The following is an 18,903-nucleotide window of genomic DNA, read 5'->3' on the forward strand; positions in this document are numbered from 1 at the left end:
ATTATCCAAAAAGGACACGTTATGCTTCCTCACGACGCAAGCACCGCCACCAAAAAGATATGCGCATTGGCCCCGATCATACCGGTTCTGGTCGTCCATGATGTGGCCCACGCCCGGCCCTTGGCCGAAGCTTTGGTAGCGGGCGGTTTGCCGGTCCTTGAGGTGACGTTGCGCACCGAGGCGGCATTGGCGGTGATTGCCGAAATGGCCAAGGTTGAAGGAGGCGTTGTCGGCGCTGGCACCTTGCTGACGCCAGATGATGTCAAACGCGCCAAAGATGCCGGGGCCACGTTTGGTGTGTCACCGGGTGCCACGGACCGGCTTTTGTCGGCCTGCGAGGATGCACATCTGCCCACCCTTCCCGGTGCCGCCACGGCGACCGAGGCGATGCGCTTGCTTGAACGCGGATATGACATGATGAAGTTCTTTCCGGCTGAGGCGTCAGGCGGTGCACCTGCGTTGAAATCGCTCGCATCACCGTTGCCCCAGATCAGCTTTTGCCCAACCGGCGGCGTCAGCATGGCAAACGCACGCAGCTACCTGTCTTTGCCGAATGTGGCCTGCGCTGGCGGGTCATGGGTGGCACCAGATGCCCTTGTCCAGGCGGGCGATTGGCCGGCGATCACTGAACTGGCCCGCGCTGCAAGCCAGTTGAGCCGCGACGCCTAGGCTCAGATCCAAGGCCAAATTCCGCAAGACAAAGGACCCCAATTTGCGCTATCCGAAACATTCAGGCGGGGGGCGACGGGCGATGGATACACGCATAGATCTGGTCATTTTCGATTGTGACGGGGTCTTGATTGACAGCGAAGGGTTGAGTGCGGAGGTCTTGCTCGGGGCCCTTGCGAAGTTAGGCGTAGTCATTGATTTCGATTACATCTGCACAAATTTCATGGGGCGTAGTTTCCCCACTGTCGCGCGTGACATTCAAATGACATTTGATGTGGACCTGCCCGGTGATTTTGAACAGCAATACCGTCACGAACTTTTGGCCAAATTCGCGCAGCGATTGACGCCGACCAAAGGCGTGACGGACGTATTGGACGGGCTGACCACCAGGTGCTGCGTTGCGACGTCAAGCAGTCCGGAGCGGGTATCCAATTCGTTGAATATCGTAGATTTGGCGCGTTACTTTGGGCAAGATGTCTTTACCGCGTCGCAGGTCGCCCATGGCAAACCCGCACCAGATTTATTTCTGTATACGGCAGAGAAGATGGGCGTCGATCCAGCACATTGTCTGGTGATCGAAGACAGCCTTCCGGGGGTTGAGGCGGCGCTTGCGGCAAATATGCATATTTGCCGCTACACGGGCGGCGCGCATCTGGCGGGGCGGGTCCTGAAACACGCGGACTATGTGCGCAGCTTTGAACAGTGGCCCGATCTGCGGGCATTGGTCCCGTCGATTTTCACAGCCGAAACGCCTGTTTGAAATGCCGCGAGTTTTATAGCGAGGCGGCAGCGCGGCTGGCCTGATCATATTGACCCGACATGGTGCGCAAGCTGGCCGCGATCTCGCGTAGATCTTCACCGCTGATGTCTGTGCGTGGCAAGCCGTCGATGAAGCAAATCTGGCGAATATTCCGGTAGGCTTCGCACAAATCAGTGCCCGCCTGAGAGGTTCGATAAAACACTTCCTTTCCGCGTTTGTCAGCCTCCAGAAGTCCGGATTTCAGTAGCTTTCGAAGCGCGTAATTGACGGTGTGCGTGTCTTCGATATTCAGAATGAAACAAATATCCGTCAGACGCTTTTCTCGGCCACGATGATTTGTGTTGTGCAGCACCAATATCTCAAGCGGGGTAAGGTCAGGGTTCCCCGCTGCCGCCATGCACCGTGACATCCAGCGGGCAAAGGCGTTGTAAGCGATAATCATCCCGTATTCGAGCTCGGACGCCTCCCATCCCTCCCCTTCGGCAAGGTGTCTTGACGAAACGATACGTCGGTCAGGCAAAGGTTTTCGTGGGTCTGACATGGAGCCTCCGATCGAGAATTCAGATACAGAACGCTATCATTTTATCGGTGATTTACAAGCGATTGAAGGGGTATGGCCCGCGGGTGGTGGCAATATTGTTGGGCGTAAGGCGGCGATGTCCCAGCGAGGGGATAACATTACCTTGAGTCACTCTATCGTACCAGGGATCCGGCGCTGACTGCATTTAGTGGGTAAAGGTAAAATGCCCACCAGATATTGAATTCGGGTCATGTTCAGAGAAAAGGCCATCGTGAAATTGCAACACACTGGAATCTGACACAAATTTGACCTTCCCCGATTCGTGCGGCTTTGTTAACGTATTCATAATAAAAAGAAGAGGCAGGCAGAACGAGCAATGAAAACGGGCTTTAAGGGCACGTTTGTCATCAGCTGGTCGCAAACAGAAATAGACGGCCTTGATGCTGCGCCGGTGCAAAACCTCAATGTGGGTGCTGCGTGGGCATGGCGGGGCGATGCCATCCGGGTGGATGGACCTAATGACGTGTTGCGGCTGGATCAGGCAGACGAAGCAGAGAATCTACGCAGACGCGCCGCGCGCATGGTCCACCGTCTGGTGGGGGCTGCCGTTGACCAGAGCATGCCGACTTTGCATCCCGAGCGGATCGACCCTAAAGACCAGCCGCCAATGATGGACAACAGCTTTGTCGTAACAGACGGTGGCAAAAGCTATACCGTAACGCTGATCGACGTTGGGGGCGGATCACAGCCCCTGCTGATGTTCCTTGACGAAATTCCCCCACGCAACGCGGATCTTTGGGTCGTGCACCATACACTTGGGTCGAGCCCCGGTGAATCGATGTCCGCGGGCAGCGGTGGTGTGATTTGTTTTACCCCCGGCACGCGTATTCGCACGCCAGACGGGCTGATCCTAATCGAGGACCTGCGCGAAGGCGATCGCATTCAAACCAAAGACAATGGTGCCCAAACAATCCAGTGGATCGGAAGCCGCAACATGTCGGGCGCACGCCTTTTTGCGATGCCGAAATTGCGCCCAGTCCGGTTTGATGCAGGCATTCTGGGCATCGACTGCCCGGACGATGATCTGGTTGTTTCACCCGAACACCGTGTGGTCGTGAAAGGTGCAGTGGCTCAGGAATTGTTCAATACGTCCGAAGTCCTTGTCGCCGCCAAAGACCTGATCAACGGCGGCAGCATCCGCGTCGATATGAAAGTGCGCGAAGTGACCTATATCCACATGCTGCTGGATCAGCATGAAGTGGTCTGGGCAAACGGCGTGGAAACAGAAAGCTTTCACCCGGCATCAACCGCCCTCAGTACGCTGGATGATGCGGATCGCGCACGTTTGCTGGCGGCTCATCCGGAGTTGGAATTTGACCCCCATACCTACGGACGTTTTGCCCGTCGGCATTTGTCATCTTCAGAAGCCGCAATCTTGACCCACGCGGCATGACGCGCGAACTTGCCTAACTGTCCGGCTGTACCAAAGCCTTGATGATGGCCTTTGCACTTTCACTGCTCCAATCCGCATCGCCCCGCAGGCGCGCGACTTCGCGGCCCTCCGGGTCCATGATCACGGTGATCGGCAGGCCGAATACCCCCATCTGGCTGGCCAGTGCCTGTTTTGGGTCTTGGTGGCGGGGCAGGCTGTCGATACCGGCCTCGGCAAAAAAGCGGGTGATGCCTTCGGGTGAATTACGACCGGTGGCGATGGTCAGCACCTCAAACATATCGCCGCCGAATTCCTTTTGCAGTGCTTCCAATTGCGGCATCTCCTTGCGACAGGGCGCGCACCAAGTGGCCCAGAAATTGAGCAGCACATATTTGCCGCGATAATCAGCGAGCGAACCTTTGCCGCCATCGTCCTCAAGATCAAAGGCCGCATCAGATGTGGCAATCGGTGTTTCATGCACGATCAGTTTTTTCATATCCCCGTCGCGCAAGCTCAGGATGTCCGCGCCCGCAGCAGCAACGGTGTTTGCACCTGTCACAAGGGCCGTATACACGAACGCCAACACCAAATTCTTCATCTGTCCCTCCGAGGGTTTAAAATGACTGACACGACCTCAAACAAAATGTGGGGTGGCCGTTTCGCCGCCGGGCCGGACGCGATCATGGAGGCAATTAACGCCTCGATCGGGTTTGACAAGCGGATGGCCGCACAAGACATCGCAGGGTCGCGCGCCCATGCCGCCATGTTGGCCGCCACAGGCATCCTCACTGATAGCGATGCCAAAGCGATACGGGAAGGGTTGCTCACGATCTTGTCAGAGATCGAAGGCGGGACATTTGAGTATTCCACCGCCCTTGAAGACATTCACATGAATGTCGAGGCGCGCCTGAAAGAGGTGATCGGCGAACCGGCCGGGCGTTTGCACACAGGTCGGTCGCGCAACGATCAGGTCGCGACAGATTTTAAACTTTGGGTGCGTGATCAGTTTGATGCCGCCGAGGCGGGACTTATCGCGCTGCTCCAAGCCCTGCTTGGTCAGGCCGAGGCAGGTGCGGATTGGGTGATGCCGGGGTTCACGCATTTGCAGACGGCGCAACCGGTTACATGGGGCCATCACATGATGGCCTATGTCGAAATGTTTGGCCGCGACCTGAGCCGCATGCGCGATGCGCGCAAACGGATGAATGAATGCCCCTTGGGAGCCGCCGCGCTGGCGGGCACGTCCTTTCCCATCGACCGGGACATGACCGCACAGGCGCTGGGGTTTGACCGCCCGTCTGCCAATTCGCTGGACGCCGTCAGCGACCGTGATTTTGCGCTCGAATTTCTGGGTGCGGGCAGCATCTGTGCCATGCACCTGAGCCGCTTTGCGGAGGAATTGGTGATCTGGTCGTCGGCACAGTTTAGATTTGTGGCGCTGTCGGATCGGTTTTCAACCGGGTCCAGCATCATGCCGCAGAAAAAGAACCCCGATGCGGCGGAGCTGATCCGCGCCAAGGTCGGGCGCATTTTCGGTGCCAATACAGCGTTGATGATGGTGATGAAGGGCCTGCCGCTGGCCTATTCCAAGGACATGCAAGAAGACAAAGAACAGGTTTTTGACGCCGCTGACAACCTCATGCTGGCACTGGCCGCAATGGAGGGCATGGTGCGGGACATGAACGCGCAGCGTGAAAATCTGGCGGCGGCGGCGGGCAGTGGATTTTCCACCGCCACTGATCTGGCTGATTGGCTGGTCCGGGTGCTGGGCCTGCCGTTTCGCGATGCGCACCACATCACCGGGACGCTGGTTGCAATGGCAGAAGGCCAGGGTTGTGATCTGCCTGATCTGACGCTGGATCAGATGAAATCAGCACATGTGGATATCACCAGCGACGTTTTTGACGTCTTAGGCGTGGAAAATTCGGTAAACTCGCGTATGTCTTATGGGGGAACGGCCCCTGCCCAAGTGCGGGCGCAGGTCGCAAGGTGGAAAGGTATTTTGGCATGAAATCAGTTCTCATTGTCGGTGCTGTCCTGACGCTGGCGGCCTGTGGCGTGGACGGCGAACCGATCTATCCAACCGCAAGTTCTGCGGTCACCCTGTCCAACCACGGTGTGTCCGTTGGCACCAATGTGGCATTGAACCAAGGACCGCTGTGGGTGTCATTGGGCCTCGGTTTATGACGCGCTTTGCGATCGTGACCTGCCTTATGGGATGTGTTGCCGCCTGCACCGGTCCAAGCCCGTCTGATGACGGGCGTGTGCGTGACATAAGCACGCGTCATGTTCCAGAGCCAACCACCCCCGGCGTCCATATTTCAGGACAGGTGATTGTTGGCGTTTCAACAGTGAATTGAGATGTCGATATTGCGCATGACATACCTTGCCCTGGCGGTCTGGGGTGCGATCCATCCAATGTATTATTTCGTACAATGGTTCCGGACCAATGGCTTTGACATTATGGCGATGGTCGACGCGTGGCACGCAAACGCGGCGTCAAGCGGGCTGGTCTGGGACCTGACCATTGCGGCCATCACCTTGACAGTGTGGATCCTGGCCGAGGTCGCTGTGCGGCGCAATTGGCGGGCCCTGATTGCCATCCCCGCCACGTTCTGTATTGGGGTAAGCTGTGGTCTGCCGCTTTACCTTTTCTTGCGGACGGCACCGGTTCGTTAGGTCAGAATTGAGTATTTGGGGCGAAAAGAAGCATGGATCATTTTCTGTATCGTGACGGTGTGCTGCACGCCGAAGACGTCGCAGTGGCCGAAATTGCAGCGGCGGTTGGCACGCCGTTTTATGTCTATTCGACCGCGACTTTGCTGCGCCATTTCAAGCTTTTTGATGAGGCATTGGCAGGCATGGACCATCTGGTTTGCTATGCAATGAAGGCCAATTCAAACATCGCTGTGCTGCGCACTCTGGCACAGGCCGGGGCGGGCATGGATGTGGTGTCCATCGGGGAGTACCTGCGCGCCAAGGCAGCGGGTGTGCCGGGCGAAAAAATTGTATTTTCCGGTGTGGGCAAAACGGCGGATGAAATCCGCATGGCTTTGCAGGGTGGCATCCGCCAGTTCAATGTCGAAAGCGAGCCCGAGATGATGGTGCTGAGCAAAGTCGCGCAGGATTTGGGGACAACCGCGCCCATCACCATTCGCGTGAACCCGGACGTCGACGCAAAAACCCATGCGAAAATTGCGACGGGAAAATCCGAGAACAAGTTTGGCATTCCCATTGCCCGCGCCCGGGAGGTGTACCGCATGGCGGCGGGTCTGCCCGGTCTTGAGGTGATTGGCATTGATGTCCATATCGGCAGCCAATTGACGGACCTTGCGCCCTTTGAACAAGCCTATCTGAAAGTCGCGGAGTTGACAGAAACACTGCGCGCGGACGGGCATACAATCAGCCGTCTGGATTTGGGCGGCGGCCTTGGCATCCCATACCAGCATTCCAATGCCGCCCCGCCCTTGCCCATGGATTACGGCGCACTGGTCAAGCGGACGCTCGGGCATCTGGGCTGCGAGATTGAGATTGAGCCGGGCCGTCTGATTGCGGGCAACGCCGGCCTGATGGTCAGCAAGGTCATCTATGTCAAATCAGGCGAAGACCGCGATTTTCTGATCCTTGACGGCGCTATGAATGATCTGATCCGTCCGGCAATGTATGACGCCCATCACGATATCATCGCGGTCAATGAACCCACGCCCGCAATTGAATTCCAACCCTATGACATCGTCGGGCCGGTATGCGAATCCGGCGATACATTTGCCAAGGGGCGCATGATGCCGCCCCTGACTGCCGGTGATCTGGTCGCGTTTCGCTCGGCTGGTGCTTACGGTGCGGTGATGAGCAGTGAATATAATTCACGCCCGCTTATCCCCGAAGTTTTGGTGAAAGATGATCAATTTGCGGTTATCCGCTCACGCCCGACCTTTGACGAAATGATAAATCGAGATACCATCCCTGAATGGCTTTGACAGCGCCTTGCTGACAGGCTTTGCTGAAAGGCAACGGGAGACGGCCAATATGACCTCATTTACCCCCAACGATCTGCGGCGCGGGCTGGCGATTTTGCGCTGGCCGTTGCGGTTGACGCGGGTGGGTATGTTGGCGGAAAGTCTGGTCAATGCGCTTTGGCCCATGATGACCGTCTGCCTGATGGTTCTGGCCGCGTTAATGTTGGGCCTGCAAGATGTTGTGATGATCGAAGTGGTCTGGGCGGGTGCGATGGCCGCTGCTGTCGCAGCTTTGGGTGCGCTTATCTATGCCTTGCGTCGGTTCCGCATACCGTCACGCAGCGACGCGATGGAGCGGTTGGATCGCAGTCTGCCGGGGCGTCCTATTCAGGCGATGATGGATGACCAGATCATTGGCGAAGGGGATGATGCGTCAATGGCGGTCTGGCGTGCGCATAAAGCACGTATGGTTGCACGTGCAACCCTTGCGCGCCCGGTGCCTGCGGACCTGCGGGTCGCGCGCCGCGACCCCTATGCGTTGCGATTTGTGGCCGTCTTGGCCTTTGCGGTTGCGCTTTTGTTTGGATCAATCTGGCGGGTCGGATCGGTGGCTGACATGGCTCCGGGCGGCGGCGGGCTTGCGAACGGTCCGGTTTGGGAAGGCTGGGCAGAACCGCCGCGCTATACTGGCAAGCCAACACTTTATCTCAATGATCTGGCCGAAGGGGCCATCGATCTGCCCAATGGGACACTGATCACGTTGCGGTTTTACGGCCAGGTCGGTGCGCTGACCCTGTCTGAAACCGTTTCGGGCCGCACCTCAGATGTACCCGCCGCTTCTGATGCCGCTCAGGATTTTACGGTTTTGCAAGATGGGACAATCGCTGTTGATGGCCCCGGCGGGCGCCGTTGGGATATCGCAGTGGTCGAGGATCTGGCACCGGAAGTCGACGTGCTTGGCCCACCTGAAGTTTCCGCACTTGGCGAAATGCGGCTGCCTTTTGCGGCGCGTGACGATTACGGCGTCGAAGCGGGCGAGGCGCGGATCATTCTTGATCTGGCAGCGGTTGACCGGCGTTATGGTCTGAGCCTTGATCCCGAACCCCGGTCTGAGGTGATCGTGGCACTGCCGACCCCAATTGCAGGTGACCGTGCGGATTTTGAAGAAAATCTAACCGATGATTTCTCAAAGCACCCTTGGGCGAACCTGCCGGTCAAAATCAGCCTCTCGGTTCTGGATGCGGCGGAACAACAAGGTGATGCGGTGCCAACTGACATCATCCTGCCGGGACGCAGGTTTTTTGATCCGACAGCGGCAGCAGTCATTGAAATGCGTCGCGATCTTCTGTGGTCACGGGCCAATGCACCACGCATGGCACAGGTATTGCGGGCTGTTTCCTATCGGCCGCAAGACCTGTTTCGTTCAGAAACGACTGCATTGCGTCTGCGCAAAGTGATCAGGCAGTTGGAAATTCACGCCCGGTTTGGGCTGAGCGATGATGTGCAGGAACAATTGGCGGAAGACATGTGGGGCCTCGCAATTGAGCTTGAAGAAGGCGTCTTGGCTGATGCGTTGGAACGGATGCGCCGGGCGCAGGACCGCCTGAACGAAGCGATCAAGAACGGTGCCTCAAAGGAAGAGATTGCCGAATTGATGGACGAGTTGCGCCGCGCGACCGAAGATTACTTAGACCAGTTGCAACGCCAGCAGGCGCAGGAACAGGACCGCAACGGTACCGATGAGCCGGACCGGCAACAGGGCGATGGCATGCAGATGACCCAGGACGACCTGCAACGCATGATGGATCACATTCAGGAATTGATGGAACAAGGCCGCATGGCTGAGGCCGAACAGGCGCTCAAAGAACTGCAAGAGTTGCTGGAAAACATGCGCGTCACCGAAGGTCAGCCCGGCCAAGGTGGAAAATCGCCCGGCGAACAGGCGATGGAAGGCCTGTCGGACACCCTGCGCGAACAACAAGGTCTGAGCGATCAGGCGTTCCGCGACCTGCAAGAACAGTTCAACCCCAATGCGCAGGCAGGTGAAAACGATGGCAACGAAGGCCGCAATGGTGGCCAGGGTCGCGGCCAGAGCCATGAGGGCCAGAATGGCCAGGGACAGGGCAGTGGTGAACAGCAAGGCCAAGGTCAGGGTCAGAATACTCCTGTCCCCGAAGGCGGAGAACAAGGCGAAGGCTTTGGCAAAGGCGAGGATGGCCTTGCCGACCGTCAGGAAGCCCTACGCGATGAACTGCGGCGTCAACAGGGACGCCTGCCCGGACAAGGAACACCAGAGGTCGATGCCGCCCGCGAGGCGCTGGACCGTGCAGGACGCGCCATGGACGAAGCAGAGGATGCGCTGCGAAATGGGGATCTGGCTGAGGCAATTGACAATCAGGCGCAAGCCATGGAAGCGCTGCGCGAAGGAATGCGGTCCCTTGCCGATGCGATGGACCAGCAAGAGAACCAACAACCGGGCCAGGGCACAGCACCTTCGGAGCGTCGCGCCGAAGCTCAGGATCCATTGGGGCGTGATCGCGAGGGGTCAAGCAGCAACGGAGCGCCGGATGGCAAACTGCGCCAAGGACCGGGCGGCGCAGGGACCGCGCGCAAGTTGCTTGATGAAATCCGCCGTCGGTCAGGTGAAACACAGCGACCAGAGGTCGAGCGCGACTATCTCAAACGCCTGTTAGATGAATTCTAACCGGGTGGCCATCTGGATAAGATGTGAGCGCGGGTTTAACACATCCGGCTTAACCGCCTGATGCGGAGGCCATCGTGTCAAGCCAACTCAGGATCGATTGCACATAACCGTCCAGCCCCAGTCGCATCCGATCCACCCAGGCGACATAGCCCGACAAATACGGATCGGTCTGCGGCACGGCTTTGGCGATCTGCGGCGCGAACGAATAGACCGCCAGCATGATCGCGAACAACAAGATCATGAGCAAAAAGCCCTTGCGAAAGCCGCGCTTTCGCTTTCGTGTTGTGGGCGCTTCGATCTCAGGTCCGTTTTCGCCCCCAACGCCGTTGCGGGTGTTTCCGGTGCGCAAGGTCGAGTTGATCTCTTCTATATCAGGCAACAGATCGCGCCGGGACGAAATCGCCGCCGCCATCACAGACGAATCTGATACCGGTTCCGGTTTTGGTTCGCCACGCATCCGCGCCATACGTTCCTGAGCCTGCCGGGTACGGCGGTCTTCGCTATCGACGCTGTCATTTTTGTCGCTGCTGTCCAGTCCCAGATCTGGCTGGCTTTCCAATGTTTCGGATTGCCGCTTGCGCCGCGCCTCATGTTCGGCCTCTGCTTCCTGTCGCAAAATATCGGCGACCGCAGGATCAAGTTGCTTGCGCTGAGGTTCGGCTGGACGCGGCATTGGCGGTGGTGGCGGGGAAATCTCTTCGTCCGGTGCGGGGGCATCCACATCGACGCTGCGGTCTTGATCTTCCTCAGGCGCGTTGTCGGGATGATGCTGAAACCAGGTTTGCCCGCAATTTGAACATTGCACGTCCCGTCCATCCGTCGGCATGACTTCGTCGGGGACTTCGTACTGGGCATCGCAATTTGGACAGATGAGCCGCATTATTTATCCTGTTGCTCTGTAACGACCGAACTTAAGTGTTAACACCTAGCATATGTCTTAGAACAAAATAGGAAAAGTGCTATCTGGGCGTGAAGCTTTGTTCAGGTGTATTGAAACGTAAGCGGTGCTAAGGCACAACAGGTTGAGCGAACCGGGGTACTTTTGTGATCGAACTGGAAAATGTGGCGTATAGCTATGGCGGCGGTGAGTTGCTGTCAGATATTGCGCTGAAACTTGCGCCGGGCTCTTTTCATTTCCTGACCGGGCCTTCGGGTGCCGGCAAGACGACGCTGATGAAGCTCTGTTATGGTGCATTGCTGCCAACCGCGGGCCATGTCCGGTTGTTTGGTGCGGACGTGCGCGGGCTTGACCGGGACGATATCGCGATGGTGCGTCGTCGGGTTGGTGTTGTACATCAAGATGTTAAGTTCCTTGATCATCTGGACGTGTCAGACAACATATCGCTGCCCTTAACGGTATCTGGCCGTCATGCCGAGGCAGGGGGCGAGGATTTGCAGGAACTGATGTCGTGGGTTGGCCTGACCAATCGCGCGGATGCATTGCCACCCGAATTGTCGGGCGGTGAACGGCAACGCGCGGCATTGGCGCGCGCCGTCATCATGTCGCCTGATGTGGTTTTGGCGGATGAACCCACCGGCAACATCGACTGGGAAATGTCAGAGCGTTTGCTGAGGCTGCTGATAGAATTGAACAAGATGGGCAAGACCGTATTGATCGCAACCCATGATTTAAGCCTGATCCGCGCCACCAAGGCGCATGTCCAAGCCCGTGTTTTGCGCATTGCAAACCGCCGCATTCAATTGGCGGGGGCAGATCTGTGAAGTTTACTCTGTCGTCTTTTCGGGCCGTGATGGTGGGCGACCGACATGCGGACCGCGTTGTGCCGCCTTCGGGATTTACGGCACAATTGACCCTTTTTGCCGCCGCCGCGATGGCTTTTTTAGCGGTGTTTGCGCTTGCGCTGTCGCTGGCCTCCGGACGTCTCGCGCAGCGCTGGGGAGACGAGCTGGCACGGTCTGCAACGATCCGAATTGTGGCACCGCTGGATCAACGCGCGGCCCAGACCGATGCTGCTTTGCGCATTCTGGAGACGACCAAAGGTGTTGCCACGGCGCGCGCGCTGACCGACGCGGAACAACAGGCATTACTGGCCCCGTGGTTTGGCCCCGAATTGGCGCTTGATACATTGCCGGTGCCGCGTCTGATTGAAGTGATTGAGAACAGCGAAGGTCTGGATGCCACCGGTCTGCGGTTGCGTCTGTCTGCCGAAGTCCCGGGGGCAATTTTGGATGACCATGCCCGCTGGCGTGCGCCTTTGATCAAGGCGGCAACCCGTTTGCGCATCTTGGGCTGGCTGTCGATCCTGCTAATCGGGGCCGCTGTGGCTGCGATGATTACCCTTGCAGCGCATGCCGCGCTCGCCGCAAATGCCCAGGTTATTGCTGTTTTGCGGTTGGTGGGGGCCACGGATGACTACATTGCACAGGCGTTCATCCGGCGCTTTACCCTGCGCGCCCTTTTGGGCGCTGCGGCGGGTACAACTCTGGGGATGATTGCGGTGCTCCTGATGCCCTCCGCAGCTGAGGAGGCTGGCTTTCTGACCGGGCTGGGCTTGCAGGGATGGCATTGGCTGTTGCCGCTGCTGATCCCGTTTTTGGCTGGGGCTGTGGCGTTTATCGCAACGGGCGCGGCGGCGCGCCGTACTTTGAGGGAGTTGGCATAATGCTGCAATGGGTGCGGTCGATCCTCTATATCGTGCAGGCAACAGTGATGATGCCTGTGGTTGGCTTGCTTTATGCCCCTTGGGCGATGTTCTCGCTTAACGGCGCATATGCAGCCTGCAAAGCCTATTCGCGATGGTGCATCTGGACGGCGCGCTGGCTGATCGGACTGCGCTGTGAAGTGCATGGGACTGTGCCGCAGGGCGAAGTGCTGGTGGCTGCAAAGCACCAGTCATTTCTTGATATCATGATGATTTTCAACGCCTTGCCGCGTGCGAAATTCATCATGAAAAAGGAAATCCTTTATACACCTATTATTGGTCAATACGCCAAGAGGATGAACATGGTGGCGGTGGACCGTGGCAAACGCGGCAAAGCCATCACCAAGATGCTGGAAGATGTGAAATCTGGCCGTATCGAGGCGGGACAGTTGGTGATCTATTCGCAAGGCACCCGTGTGGCACCTGGTGTGAGCGCGCCCTACAAGGCGGGCACCGCAGCACTTTACGAACAGATGGCACAACCCTGCGTCCCGGTGGCCACCAATGCCGGGTATTTCTGGCCCCGCCGTGGACTATATCGTCGTCCCGGCCTCGCCGTGGTTGAGTTTTTGGAACCCATTCGGACCGGCCTCACAAAAGAAGCATTCATGGCAGAACTGGAAACCAAGGTTGAAAGTGCGTCTGATACGCTGCTGCGCGATGCAGGATGGACACCAGTTGATGCGACACCTAGATGATTTAAGAGAACTTGAGGCGCTCTATGGCCAACCCGGGGCACCCGCCCTGCGCAAGGTGGCGGATCGACTGACACCGCTCTACCGCAAGTGGATCATGTCCTCAAAGCTCTGTGTGCTCAGCACAATAGGTCCGGGTGGCACCGATGGGAGCCCCCGTGGTGATGACGGCCCTGTGGTCATGGAACTGGATGCGCATCGGCTTGCGATGCCCGACTGGCGCGGCAACAACCGATTGGACAGCCTGCGCAATATCGTGGCGGATGGAAGGTTGTCCTGCCTGTTTTTGGTGCCGGGATCAAACAATGTCGTGCGGGTCAACGGGCGCGGGTTTGTCACCGATGATGCGGACCTGCGCGCCCGTTTCGACAAGGGCGGTCGCCAACCCGCAACTGTGATTGTGATTGAAATTGCCGAAATTTATACTCAATGCGCCCGCGCCTTGATGCGCGCAGGGGCTTGGGCCGGCGTCGACGAAAGTACCAGCCTTCCCAGTGTCGGTGAAATACTCGCCGAAATGACCAGTGGCGAAGAGGGCGGTGCACCTTATGATGACGCATGGGGCGCTCGGGCGGCCAAGACGATGTGGTAAACGCAGGCGATTTTCCGGGCTAAGCGCCCGCCCAAAAGCACCTGCAATAAGGCGGGCACTTTGCCCACCTTGGCTTTCAGAAACTACATATGGATTGCGCCGTCTCCACAGGCCAACGCGGCCTCGCGCACCGCTTCGGAATAGGTCGGATGCGCATGGCAGGTCATCGCCAGATCCTGAGCAGATGCCCCAAATTCCATAGCGACACAGACCTCATGGATCAGATCACCGGCACCGGGGCCGATGATATGTGCGCCCAATATGCGGTCCGTTTCCTTGTCTGCCAGAATTTTGACAAATCCGTCACCCGCAAATACCGCCTTGGCCCGTGCGTTGCCCATAAAGCTGAATTTGCCCACCTTATAGGCCCGCCCGGCTTCTTTCAGCGTGGCTTCGGTTTCGCCGACATTCGCGACCTCGGGGTGGGTATAGATCACACCGGGGATCACGCCGTAATTCACGTGGCCATGCTGGCCCGCGATCACCTCTGCGGCGGCCATGCCCTCGTCTTCGGCCTTGTGCGCCAACATTGGCCCTTCGATCACGTCGCCAATCGCATAGATGCCTTTAACGGATGTTTCCCAATGGTCGTTCACGACGATCTGGCCGCGTTTGGTCATCTCGAGCCCCAGCTTGTCCAGACCCAAACCATCGGTGAATGGTTTGCGCCCGGTTGAGACCAGCACAACATCCGCATCAATCGTATGTTCGCTGTCATCTTTGCGCAGTTTATAAGTGACTTTGGCCTTGGTTTTGGTGGCTGTGGTCCCCTGGACAGCGGCCCCCATGATGAACGTAAAGCCTTGCTTTTTCAGCATTCTCTGGAAGGTCTTTTGCACCTCGGGGTCCATCCCAGGTGTGATGGCGTCAAGAAATTCCACCACGGTCACTTCGGAGCCCAGCCGTGCGTAAACGCTGCCCAGTTCCAGTCCGATCACACCTGCGCCGATCACCACGAGCTTTTTGGGGACCTTGCCCAATTCCAGCGCCCCGGTTGAGGTCACAACGACCTTTTCGTCGACGTCAACACCGGGCAGCGAGGCAGGCTCAGAGCCGGTGGCGATGATGATATTCTTGGCCTGGTGCACCTCATCACCAACCTTGACCTTGCCCGCTTCTGGTACGGTGGCCCAGCCCTTGATCCAGTCTATCTTGTTCTTTTTGAAAAGAAATTCGATGCCTTTGGTGTTGGTGTCGATGGTGGATTGTTTGTAGGCCAGCATTTGCTTCCAATCGACCGACGGGCTTTTGCCCTTTAACCCCATTTCGGCAAAATTATGTTCCGCCTCATGCAGCATATGGGACGCATGCAACAGCGCCTTGGACGGGATACAGCCCACATTCAGGCAGGTGCCGCCAAGGGTGTCGCGTCCTTCGACGCACGCCGTTTTCAGGCCCAGTTGCGCGCAGCGGATGGCGGCAACATAGCCGCCGGGGCCGGAACCGATGATGATGACGTCATAGCTGGACATGGCTGTCTCCTTTGGTGTTTCGACGTCGGTATTACGTCGGTATTCTGTCGGTGTGTTTGCATCAGCGTAGGGGGGGCAGCGCCTCGGTGCAAGCGGGGGGATTATTTGAGTATTTAAGGCGAAAAGAAATTCAGATCAGGGCGGCGAGCAGCATCAGCAGAGTTGCCAGAAACCCGATCGACCAGATCAGAGACCGGTACGGGCGCAGGCCCATCGCATAGGCTGGCACATAGGCCACACGCGCGATCAGATAGGTCCATGCGCAGATCGCAGTGAAGGTGCTGTTCTGGCCGGACATCTGGATCACACCCACGGCGATGGTAAAGAGGATCAACCCTTCGAAATGATTGTCAAAGGCGCGGCCCAAACGTGCGGTGCGGTCGGACATCGGGCGTGAGGGCGCGTGATCGCGGGCCGACATGGTGTAGCCGGGGCCGACCTCGCGGTTGGCCGGAATGGCATAAGCCAAGAACTGCACCACTTGCAAAAGCGTGGCGAGGGAGAGGGCTGTGAGTTCGGGGGTCATGCGGGGTCGATGAAGTAAGCAGACGCTTGCGTGACGGTGTTGCCATCATCGCCGTGCAGCGCATTTGAGCGGTCGATCCAGCCCTGTGCCTTATCGCGGTTGTTGACGTTCAGCAAAAAAAACGCATGCGTGGTGCTGTCGACGTGTTTCCAGACTTGCAGCACAGTGAGGCCCGCGTTGCGGCGCGCCTCATCATCCGCGTCGAACGCGGTTTTCCAAGCGTCGAAGTCGGTGACTTCGTGGTGGCAGATCATTTGCATGTTGTTGTGCCTTTAAAGAGCCAGGACATAGAGAACCGCCGTGGCCGCAAAACCTGCAAGCCATGCCAGCGTGCGGATCGCGGGGATGCCAAGTGCATAAACCGGCAGATAGATGATCCGGGCGATCAGGAAGACATTTGCAGCCAACAGCGAGGCGTTGCTGGTGCGGTCGAGAGCCACGAGGATCAGGATCGCCGGGGCAAAGAGGGACATTGCAACGACGGAATTATCAAGCGCGCGTTCAAGCCGGGCAGTCATACCGGTGGTGGAGCGGCCCTCGTCCCGGCTGGACATCAGGTAGCCCATGGAAAGTTGACGTGTGGCCCCGAGGACCTGCAACAGAAGCGTGAGCAGAACGAGCAGGCCGTATACGGCAAGGATGGTTGTTTCGGTCATTTGACGTCTCCTTTGGCAGCGATGGCGGGCTGAACTTTGCCCTTTTGGGGATGGTATGGTTTGCGATGCCTGATCTCAAGCATTTGGTGTCTTGGCCCGATGTAATTCCTGCGATGCGAGAGCGTGCAGTTGTCAACGGAGGCACTTTGGGGGCGAAGCCCCCATAAAGGGTGTCGTTTGAGAGCTATTAAGATGCCATCTGCCAAGAAACTTCCCATGCGGCGAGGATCGCGGACACATGGTACCCGTCCCATTTGGGCCTAAGCCATTACCTCATGTCGAATAGACAATGAATTCCAGCAAGGAGCCGTCAGGGTCGCGAAAATAGAGGCTGGTGCCGCTGCCCTTGGCACCGATCCTTTCGACCGGCCCAAGTTCGACCTCGACACCGTGGGCCTCAAGATGCGTTTGCGCATCCGTGACAGTTCCGTGCCATTCGAAGCACAGATCGCTGCCGCCCGGCATAACCGCAAGCCGGGCGCGGGGGGTGCCGATCTGTTCGGGACCGTGCGTGTTCAACTGTACAGTTCCGAAACGGAACATCGCACCTTTGCCGTAAGGCACGATTTCGGCCTGCAAGACGTCACGGTAGAAGGTTGTGGAACGGTCCCAATCGCCCACATGGATGACGCAATGGTCAAATGTGATCCGTGACATCAGATTTCCCTTTCGGGCCAAATCCGGGTCGGTGGAACCCAATTGATGGCGCTACAAATCCATCAGCAACCGCCGTGGGTCTTCGAGCATCTCTTTGACCCGTACAAGGAAGGTGACCGCGCCTTTGCCGTCGATGATACGGTGGTCATAGCTGAGCGAGATGTACATCATCGGGCGCACGACAATCTCGCCGCTGACGACCATCGCGCGGTCCTGGATTTTTGCCATGCCGAGGATGCCGGATTGCGGTGGGTTCAGGATCGGCGCGGTCATCAGTGAGCCATAGACGCCGCCGTTTGAGATGGTGAAGGTGCCGCCGGTCATGTCAGCCATCGACAGTTTGCCATCGCGGGCTTTCTTGCCCATCACGTTGATGCCTTTTTCGATCTCGGCAAAGGACATGGTGTCGACGTTGCGGATCACCGGGACAACCAGACCTGTGGGCGTGCCAGCGGCGACCCCCATGTGGACGTAGTTTTTGTAGATGATGTCGGTGCCGTCGATTTCGGCGTTGACCTCTGGGATTTCTTTGAGGGCGTGACAACAGGCTTTCGTAAAGAACGACATGAAGCCCATGCGCACGCCGTGTTTCTTTTCGAACTGTTCTTTATAGGCGTTGCGGATGCCCATCACCTCGGTCATGTCGACCTCGTTAAAGGTGGTCAGGATTGCGGCGGTATTCTGGGCCTCTTTCAGACGGCGTGCCATGGTTTGTTTGAGGCGCGACATCTTGACCCGTTCTTCGCGGCTTGCATCATCAGCGGCAGAGGCGGCGCGCGGGGCCGCAGCGGCGGCAGGTGCAGGGGCAGCAGCGCTTGATCCAGCGGCAATCGCCTTGGCCACGTCTTCTTTCATCACGCGCCCATCCCGCCCAGAGCCTGTCACTGCATCGCGGGACACACCCGCTTCGGCCATGGCTTTTTTCGCTGATGGCGCATCTTCGACGTCTTTGCCACCGCTGGATTGCGCGGCTGCCGGGGCCGGGGCTGATGTTTCTGCCTTGGCGGATGCGGCGGCACCCTCACCAGATGCGATCACCGCGAGTTTGGCGGACGCCTCAACAGTACTGCCTTCTTCGGCGAGGATTTCGGTGAGCGTGCCCGCAGCAGGGGCGGGAACCTCTACGCTGACCTTGTCGGTTTCCAATTCGCACAGCATTTCGTCTTGGGCGACGGTATCGCCAACCTTTTTGAACCAGGTGCTGACTGTTGCCTCGGTGACGCTTTCACCCAAGGTTGGCACCATGACGTCAACGGATGCGCCACCGCCGTCGCCCTTGGTGGCGGTCCGGGCTGCACCGCTTTCCGCTTTGGGATCTTTTGCGGCCTCTTTGCCTTTGGGGGCTTTGGCTGATCCGGAATCCCCTTCGGAAATATTGGCCAGCAGGGCATCCACCCCAACGGTTTCCCCTTCGGCAGCGACGATATCAGACAATGTGCCAGCCACGGGGCTGGGGACCTCGACGGTCACCTTGTCGGTTTCCAGCTCGCACAACATTTCGTCGACCGCGACGGTATCGCCCGGTTTCTTGAACCATGTGGCCACTGTTGCTTCTGTCACGGATTCGCCCAGCGTTGGTACGCGTACTTCGCTTGTCATGG

At 58.0% G+C, this 18,903-nt stretch carries 21 protein-coding genes; 12 read left to right on the plus strand and 9 right to left on the minus strand.

Annotated features, from left to right (window positions below; translation table 11 throughout):
• The first annotated feature begins 21 nt into the window (after positions 1–21).
• Positions 22–669 carry a bifunctional 4-hydroxy-2-oxoglutarate aldolase/2-dehydro-3-deoxy-phosphogluconate aldolase gene (gene eda / locus C1J02_RS05475; RefSeq protein ID WP_114877680.1) on the plus strand — a complete coding sequence of 216 codons (648 nt, stop codon included), beginning with the start codon at positions 22–24 and terminating at the stop codon, positions 667–669.
• An 82-nt stretch (positions 670–751) separates the two neighbouring features.
• Positions 752–1,429 (plus strand): HAD family phosphatase, encoded by a 678-nt coding sequence (locus C1J02_RS05480; protein WP_114877681.1) that lies wholly within the window; start codon positions 752–754, stop codon positions 1,427–1,429.
• Between the two features lie 13 nt (positions 1,430–1,442).
• Here C1J02_RS05480 and C1J02_RS05485 read toward each other — a convergent pair whose 3' ends face one another.
• On the minus strand, positions 1,443–1,970 hold the full coding sequence (locus C1J02_RS05485) for a winged helix DNA-binding protein (RefSeq protein WP_114877682.1): 528 nt from the start codon (positions 1,968–1,970) through the stop codon (positions 1,443–1,445).
• A gap of 355 nt (positions 1,971–2,325) precedes the next feature.
• On the opposite strand from C1J02_RS05485, the gene C1J02_RS05490 reads away from it, so the two are divergent.
• Positions 2,326–3,402 carry a Hint domain-containing protein gene (locus tag C1J02_RS05490; protein WP_114877683.1) on the plus strand — a complete coding sequence of 359 codons (1,077 nt, stop codon included), beginning with the start codon at positions 2,326–2,328 and terminating at the stop codon, positions 3,400–3,402.
• Between the two features lie 13 nt (positions 3,403–3,415).
• Here C1J02_RS05490 and C1J02_RS05495 read toward each other — a convergent pair whose 3' ends face one another.
• A complete protein-coding gene (locus C1J02_RS05495) occupies positions 3,416–3,979 on the minus strand; it encodes a TlpA disulfide reductase family protein (RefSeq protein WP_114877684.1) in 564 nt (187 codons plus the stop codon).
• A gap of 21 nt (positions 3,980–4,000) precedes the next feature.
• Here C1J02_RS05495 and argH point away from each other — a divergent pair, with 21 nt between their 5' ends.
• The 5 genes from argH to C1J02_RS05520 all read left to right on the plus strand — a co-directional run bounded on the left by argH (position 4,001) and on the right by C1J02_RS05520 (position 10,041).
• Positions 4,001–5,392, plus strand: a complete 1,392-nt coding sequence (gene argH, locus C1J02_RS05500) for an argininosuccinate lyase (RefSeq protein WP_114877685.1) — start codon at positions 4,001–4,003, stop codon at positions 5,390–5,392.
• The gene (locus C1J02_RS05505; RefSeq protein ID WP_114877686.1) at positions 5,389–5,568 is read left to right on the plus strand and encodes a hypothetical protein; all 180 of its coding nucleotides are present in this window, start codon (positions 5,389–5,391) and stop codon (positions 5,566–5,568) included. The genes argH and C1J02_RS05505 overlap by 4 nt, the downstream gene beginning before the upstream one ends.
• A 174-nt stretch (positions 5,569–5,742) precedes the next feature.
• On the plus strand, positions 5,743–6,060 hold the full coding sequence (locus C1J02_RS05510) for a DUF2834 domain-containing protein (RefSeq protein ID WP_114877687.1): 318 nt from the start codon (positions 5,743–5,745) through the stop codon (positions 6,058–6,060).
• Positions 6,061–6,092: 32 nt separating this feature from the next.
• Entirely contained in the window at positions 6,093–7,358 is a 1,266-nt protein-coding gene (lysA, locus tag C1J02_RS05515) for a diaminopimelate decarboxylase (protein WP_114877688.1), read from the plus strand.
• 49 nt (positions 7,359–7,407) lie between these two features.
• Positions 7,408–10,041 (plus strand): DUF4175 domain-containing protein, encoded by a 2,634-nt coding sequence (locus C1J02_RS05520; RefSeq protein ID WP_114877689.1) that lies wholly within the window; start codon positions 7,408–7,410, stop codon positions 10,039–10,041.
• A 49-nt stretch (positions 10,042–10,090) separates the two neighbouring features.
• On the opposite strand, the gene C1J02_RS05525 is transcribed toward C1J02_RS05520, so the two are convergent.
• Positions 10,091–10,921 (minus strand): zinc-ribbon domain-containing protein, encoded by an 831-nt coding sequence (locus tag C1J02_RS05525; protein WP_114877690.1) that lies wholly within the window; start codon positions 10,919–10,921, stop codon positions 10,091–10,093.
• 164 nt (positions 10,922–11,085) lie between these two features.
• Here C1J02_RS05525 and C1J02_RS05530 point away from each other — a divergent pair, with 164 nt between their 5' ends.
• The 4 genes from C1J02_RS05530 to C1J02_RS05545 are packed head-to-tail and all read left to right on the plus strand — an operon-like array spanning position 11,086 to position 13,991.
• On the plus strand, positions 11,086–11,763 hold the full coding sequence (locus tag C1J02_RS05530) for a cell division ATP-binding protein FtsE (RefSeq protein ID WP_114877691.1): 678 nt from the start codon (positions 11,086–11,088) through the stop codon (positions 11,761–11,763).
• A gap of 29 nt (positions 11,764–11,792) precedes the next feature.
• A complete protein-coding gene (locus C1J02_RS05535) occupies positions 11,793–12,665 on the plus strand; it encodes an ABC transporter permease (RefSeq protein ID WP_114877692.1) in 873 nt (290 codons plus the stop codon).
• Positions 12,665–13,402, plus strand: a complete 738-nt coding sequence (locus tag C1J02_RS05540; protein ID WP_114877693.1) for a 1-acyl-sn-glycerol-3-phosphate acyltransferase — start codon at positions 12,665–12,667, stop codon at positions 13,400–13,402. Before C1J02_RS05535 ends, C1J02_RS05540 begins: the two co-directional genes overlap by 1 nt.
• Positions 13,386–13,991, plus strand: coding sequence for a pyridoxamine 5'-phosphate oxidase family protein (locus C1J02_RS05545; protein ID WP_114877694.1), 606 nt, complete (start codon positions 13,386–13,388; stop codon positions 13,989–13,991). The genes C1J02_RS05540 and C1J02_RS05545 overlap by 17 nt, the downstream gene beginning before the upstream one ends.
• An 83-nt stretch (positions 13,992–14,074) precedes the next feature.
• Here C1J02_RS05545 and lpdA read toward each other — a convergent pair whose 3' ends face one another.
• The 6 genes from lpdA to odhB all read right to left on the minus strand — a co-directional run bounded on the left by lpdA (position 14,075) and on the right by odhB (position 18,901).
• Positions 14,075–15,463: a dihydrolipoyl dehydrogenase gene (lpdA, locus tag C1J02_RS05550; RefSeq protein WP_114877695.1), complete on the minus strand. Its 1,389-nt coding sequence runs from the start codon at positions 15,461–15,463 to the stop codon at positions 14,075–14,077.
• A gap of 130 nt (positions 15,464–15,593) precedes the next feature.
• The gene (locus tag C1J02_RS05555; RefSeq protein ID WP_114877696.1) at positions 15,594–15,989 is read right to left on the minus strand and encodes an MAPEG family protein; all 396 of its coding nucleotides are present in this window, start codon (positions 15,987–15,989) and stop codon (positions 15,594–15,596) included.
• Complete coding sequence (locus C1J02_RS05560) at positions 15,986–16,249, minus strand: hypothetical protein (RefSeq protein ID WP_114877697.1); 264 nt, start codon at positions 16,247–16,249, stop codon at positions 15,986–15,988. The genes C1J02_RS05555 and C1J02_RS05560 overlap by 4 nt, the downstream gene beginning before the upstream one ends.
• Positions 16,250–16,261: 12 nt before the next feature.
• Positions 16,262–16,645, minus strand: coding sequence for an MAPEG family protein (locus C1J02_RS05565; RefSeq protein WP_114877698.1), 384 nt, complete (start codon positions 16,643–16,645; stop codon positions 16,262–16,264).
• 273 nt (positions 16,646–16,918) lie between these two features.
• The gene (locus C1J02_RS05570; RefSeq protein WP_114877699.1) at positions 16,919–17,302 is read right to left on the minus strand and encodes a VOC family protein; all 384 of its coding nucleotides are present in this window, start codon (positions 17,300–17,302) and stop codon (positions 16,919–16,921) included.
• Positions 17,303–17,353: 51 nt separating this feature from the next.
• A complete protein-coding gene (gene odhB / locus C1J02_RS05575) occupies positions 17,354–18,901 on the minus strand; it encodes a 2-oxoglutarate dehydrogenase complex dihydrolipoyllysine-residue succinyltransferase (RefSeq protein ID WP_114877700.1) in 1,548 nt (515 codons plus the stop codon).
• Between the last annotated feature and the right edge of the window lie 2 nt (positions 18,902–18,903).

The organism is Sulfitobacter sp. SK011 (genome assembly GCF_003352065.1).
Classification (GTDB): domain Bacteria; phylum Pseudomonadota; class Alphaproteobacteria; order Rhodobacterales; family Rhodobacteraceae; genus Sulfitobacter.

Bases quoted from the DNA above. Each gene is read 5' to 3' on its own strand.
- odhB (WP_114877700.1), bottom strand. From the start codon at position 18,901: ATGACAAGCGAAGTACGCGTACCAACGCTGGGCGAATCCGTGACAGAA.
- C1J02_RS05480 (WP_114877681.1), top strand. From the start codon at position 752: ATGGATACACGCATAGATCTGGTCATTTTCGATTGTGACGGGGTCTTG.
- C1J02_RS05555 (WP_114877696.1), bottom strand. From the start codon at position 15,989: ATGACCCCCGAACTCACAGCCCTCTCCCTCGCCACGCTTTTGCAAGTG.
- C1J02_RS05545 (WP_114877694.1), top strand. From the start codon at position 13,386: ATGCGACACCTAGATGATTTAAGAGAACTTGAGGCGCTCTATGGCCAA.
- C1J02_RS05540 (WP_114877693.1), top strand. From the start codon at position 12,665: ATGCTGCAATGGGTGCGGTCGATCCTCTATATCGTGCAGGCAACAGTG.
- C1J02_RS05525 (WP_114877690.1), bottom strand. From the start codon at position 10,921: ATGCGGCTCATCTGTCCAAATTGCGATGCCCAGTACGAAGTCCCCGAC.
- lpdA (WP_114877695.1), bottom strand. From the start codon at position 15,463: ATGTCCAGCTATGACGTCATCATCATCGGTTCCGGCCCCGGCGGCTAT.
- C1J02_RS05560 (WP_114877697.1), bottom strand. From the start codon at position 16,249: ATGCAAATGATCTGCCACCACGAAGTCACCGACTTCGACGCTTGGAAA.
- C1J02_RS05505 (WP_114877686.1), top strand. From the start codon at position 5,389: ATGAAATCAGTTCTCATTGTCGGTGCTGTCCTGACGCTGGCGGCCTGT.
- C1J02_RS05490 (WP_114877683.1), top strand. From the start codon at position 2,326: ATGAAAACGGGCTTTAAGGGCACGTTTGTCATCAGCTGGTCGCAAACA.
- lysA (WP_114877688.1), top strand. From the start codon at position 6,093: ATGGATCATTTTCTGTATCGTGACGGTGTGCTGCACGCCGAAGACGTC.
- C1J02_RS05565 (WP_114877698.1), bottom strand. From the start codon at position 16,645: ATGACCGAAACAACCATCCTTGCCGTATACGGCCTGCTCGTTCTGCTC.
- C1J02_RS05520 (WP_114877689.1), top strand. From the start codon at position 7,408: ATGACCTCATTTACCCCCAACGATCTGCGGCGCGGGCTGGCGATTTTG.
- eda (WP_114877680.1), top strand. From the start codon at position 22: ATGCTTCCTCACGACGCAAGCACCGCCACCAAAAAGATATGCGCATTG.
- C1J02_RS05535 (WP_114877692.1), top strand. From the start codon at position 11,793: ATGGTGGGCGACCGACATGCGGACCGCGTTGTGCCGCCTTCGGGATTT.
- C1J02_RS05510 (WP_114877687.1), top strand. From the start codon at position 5,743: ATGTCGATATTGCGCATGACATACCTTGCCCTGGCGGTCTGGGGTGCG.
- C1J02_RS05485 (WP_114877682.1), bottom strand. From the start codon at position 1,970: ATGTCAGACCCACGAAAACCTTTGCCTGACCGACGTATCGTTTCGTCA.
- C1J02_RS05495 (WP_114877684.1), bottom strand. From the start codon at position 3,979: ATGAAGAATTTGGTGTTGGCGTTCGTGTATACGGCCCTTGTGACAGGT.
- C1J02_RS05570 (WP_114877699.1), bottom strand. From the start codon at position 17,302: ATGTCACGGATCACATTTGACCATTGCGTCATCCATGTGGGCGATTGG.
- argH (WP_114877685.1), top strand. From the start codon at position 4,001: ATGACTGACACGACCTCAAACAAAATGTGGGGTGGCCGTTTCGCCGCC.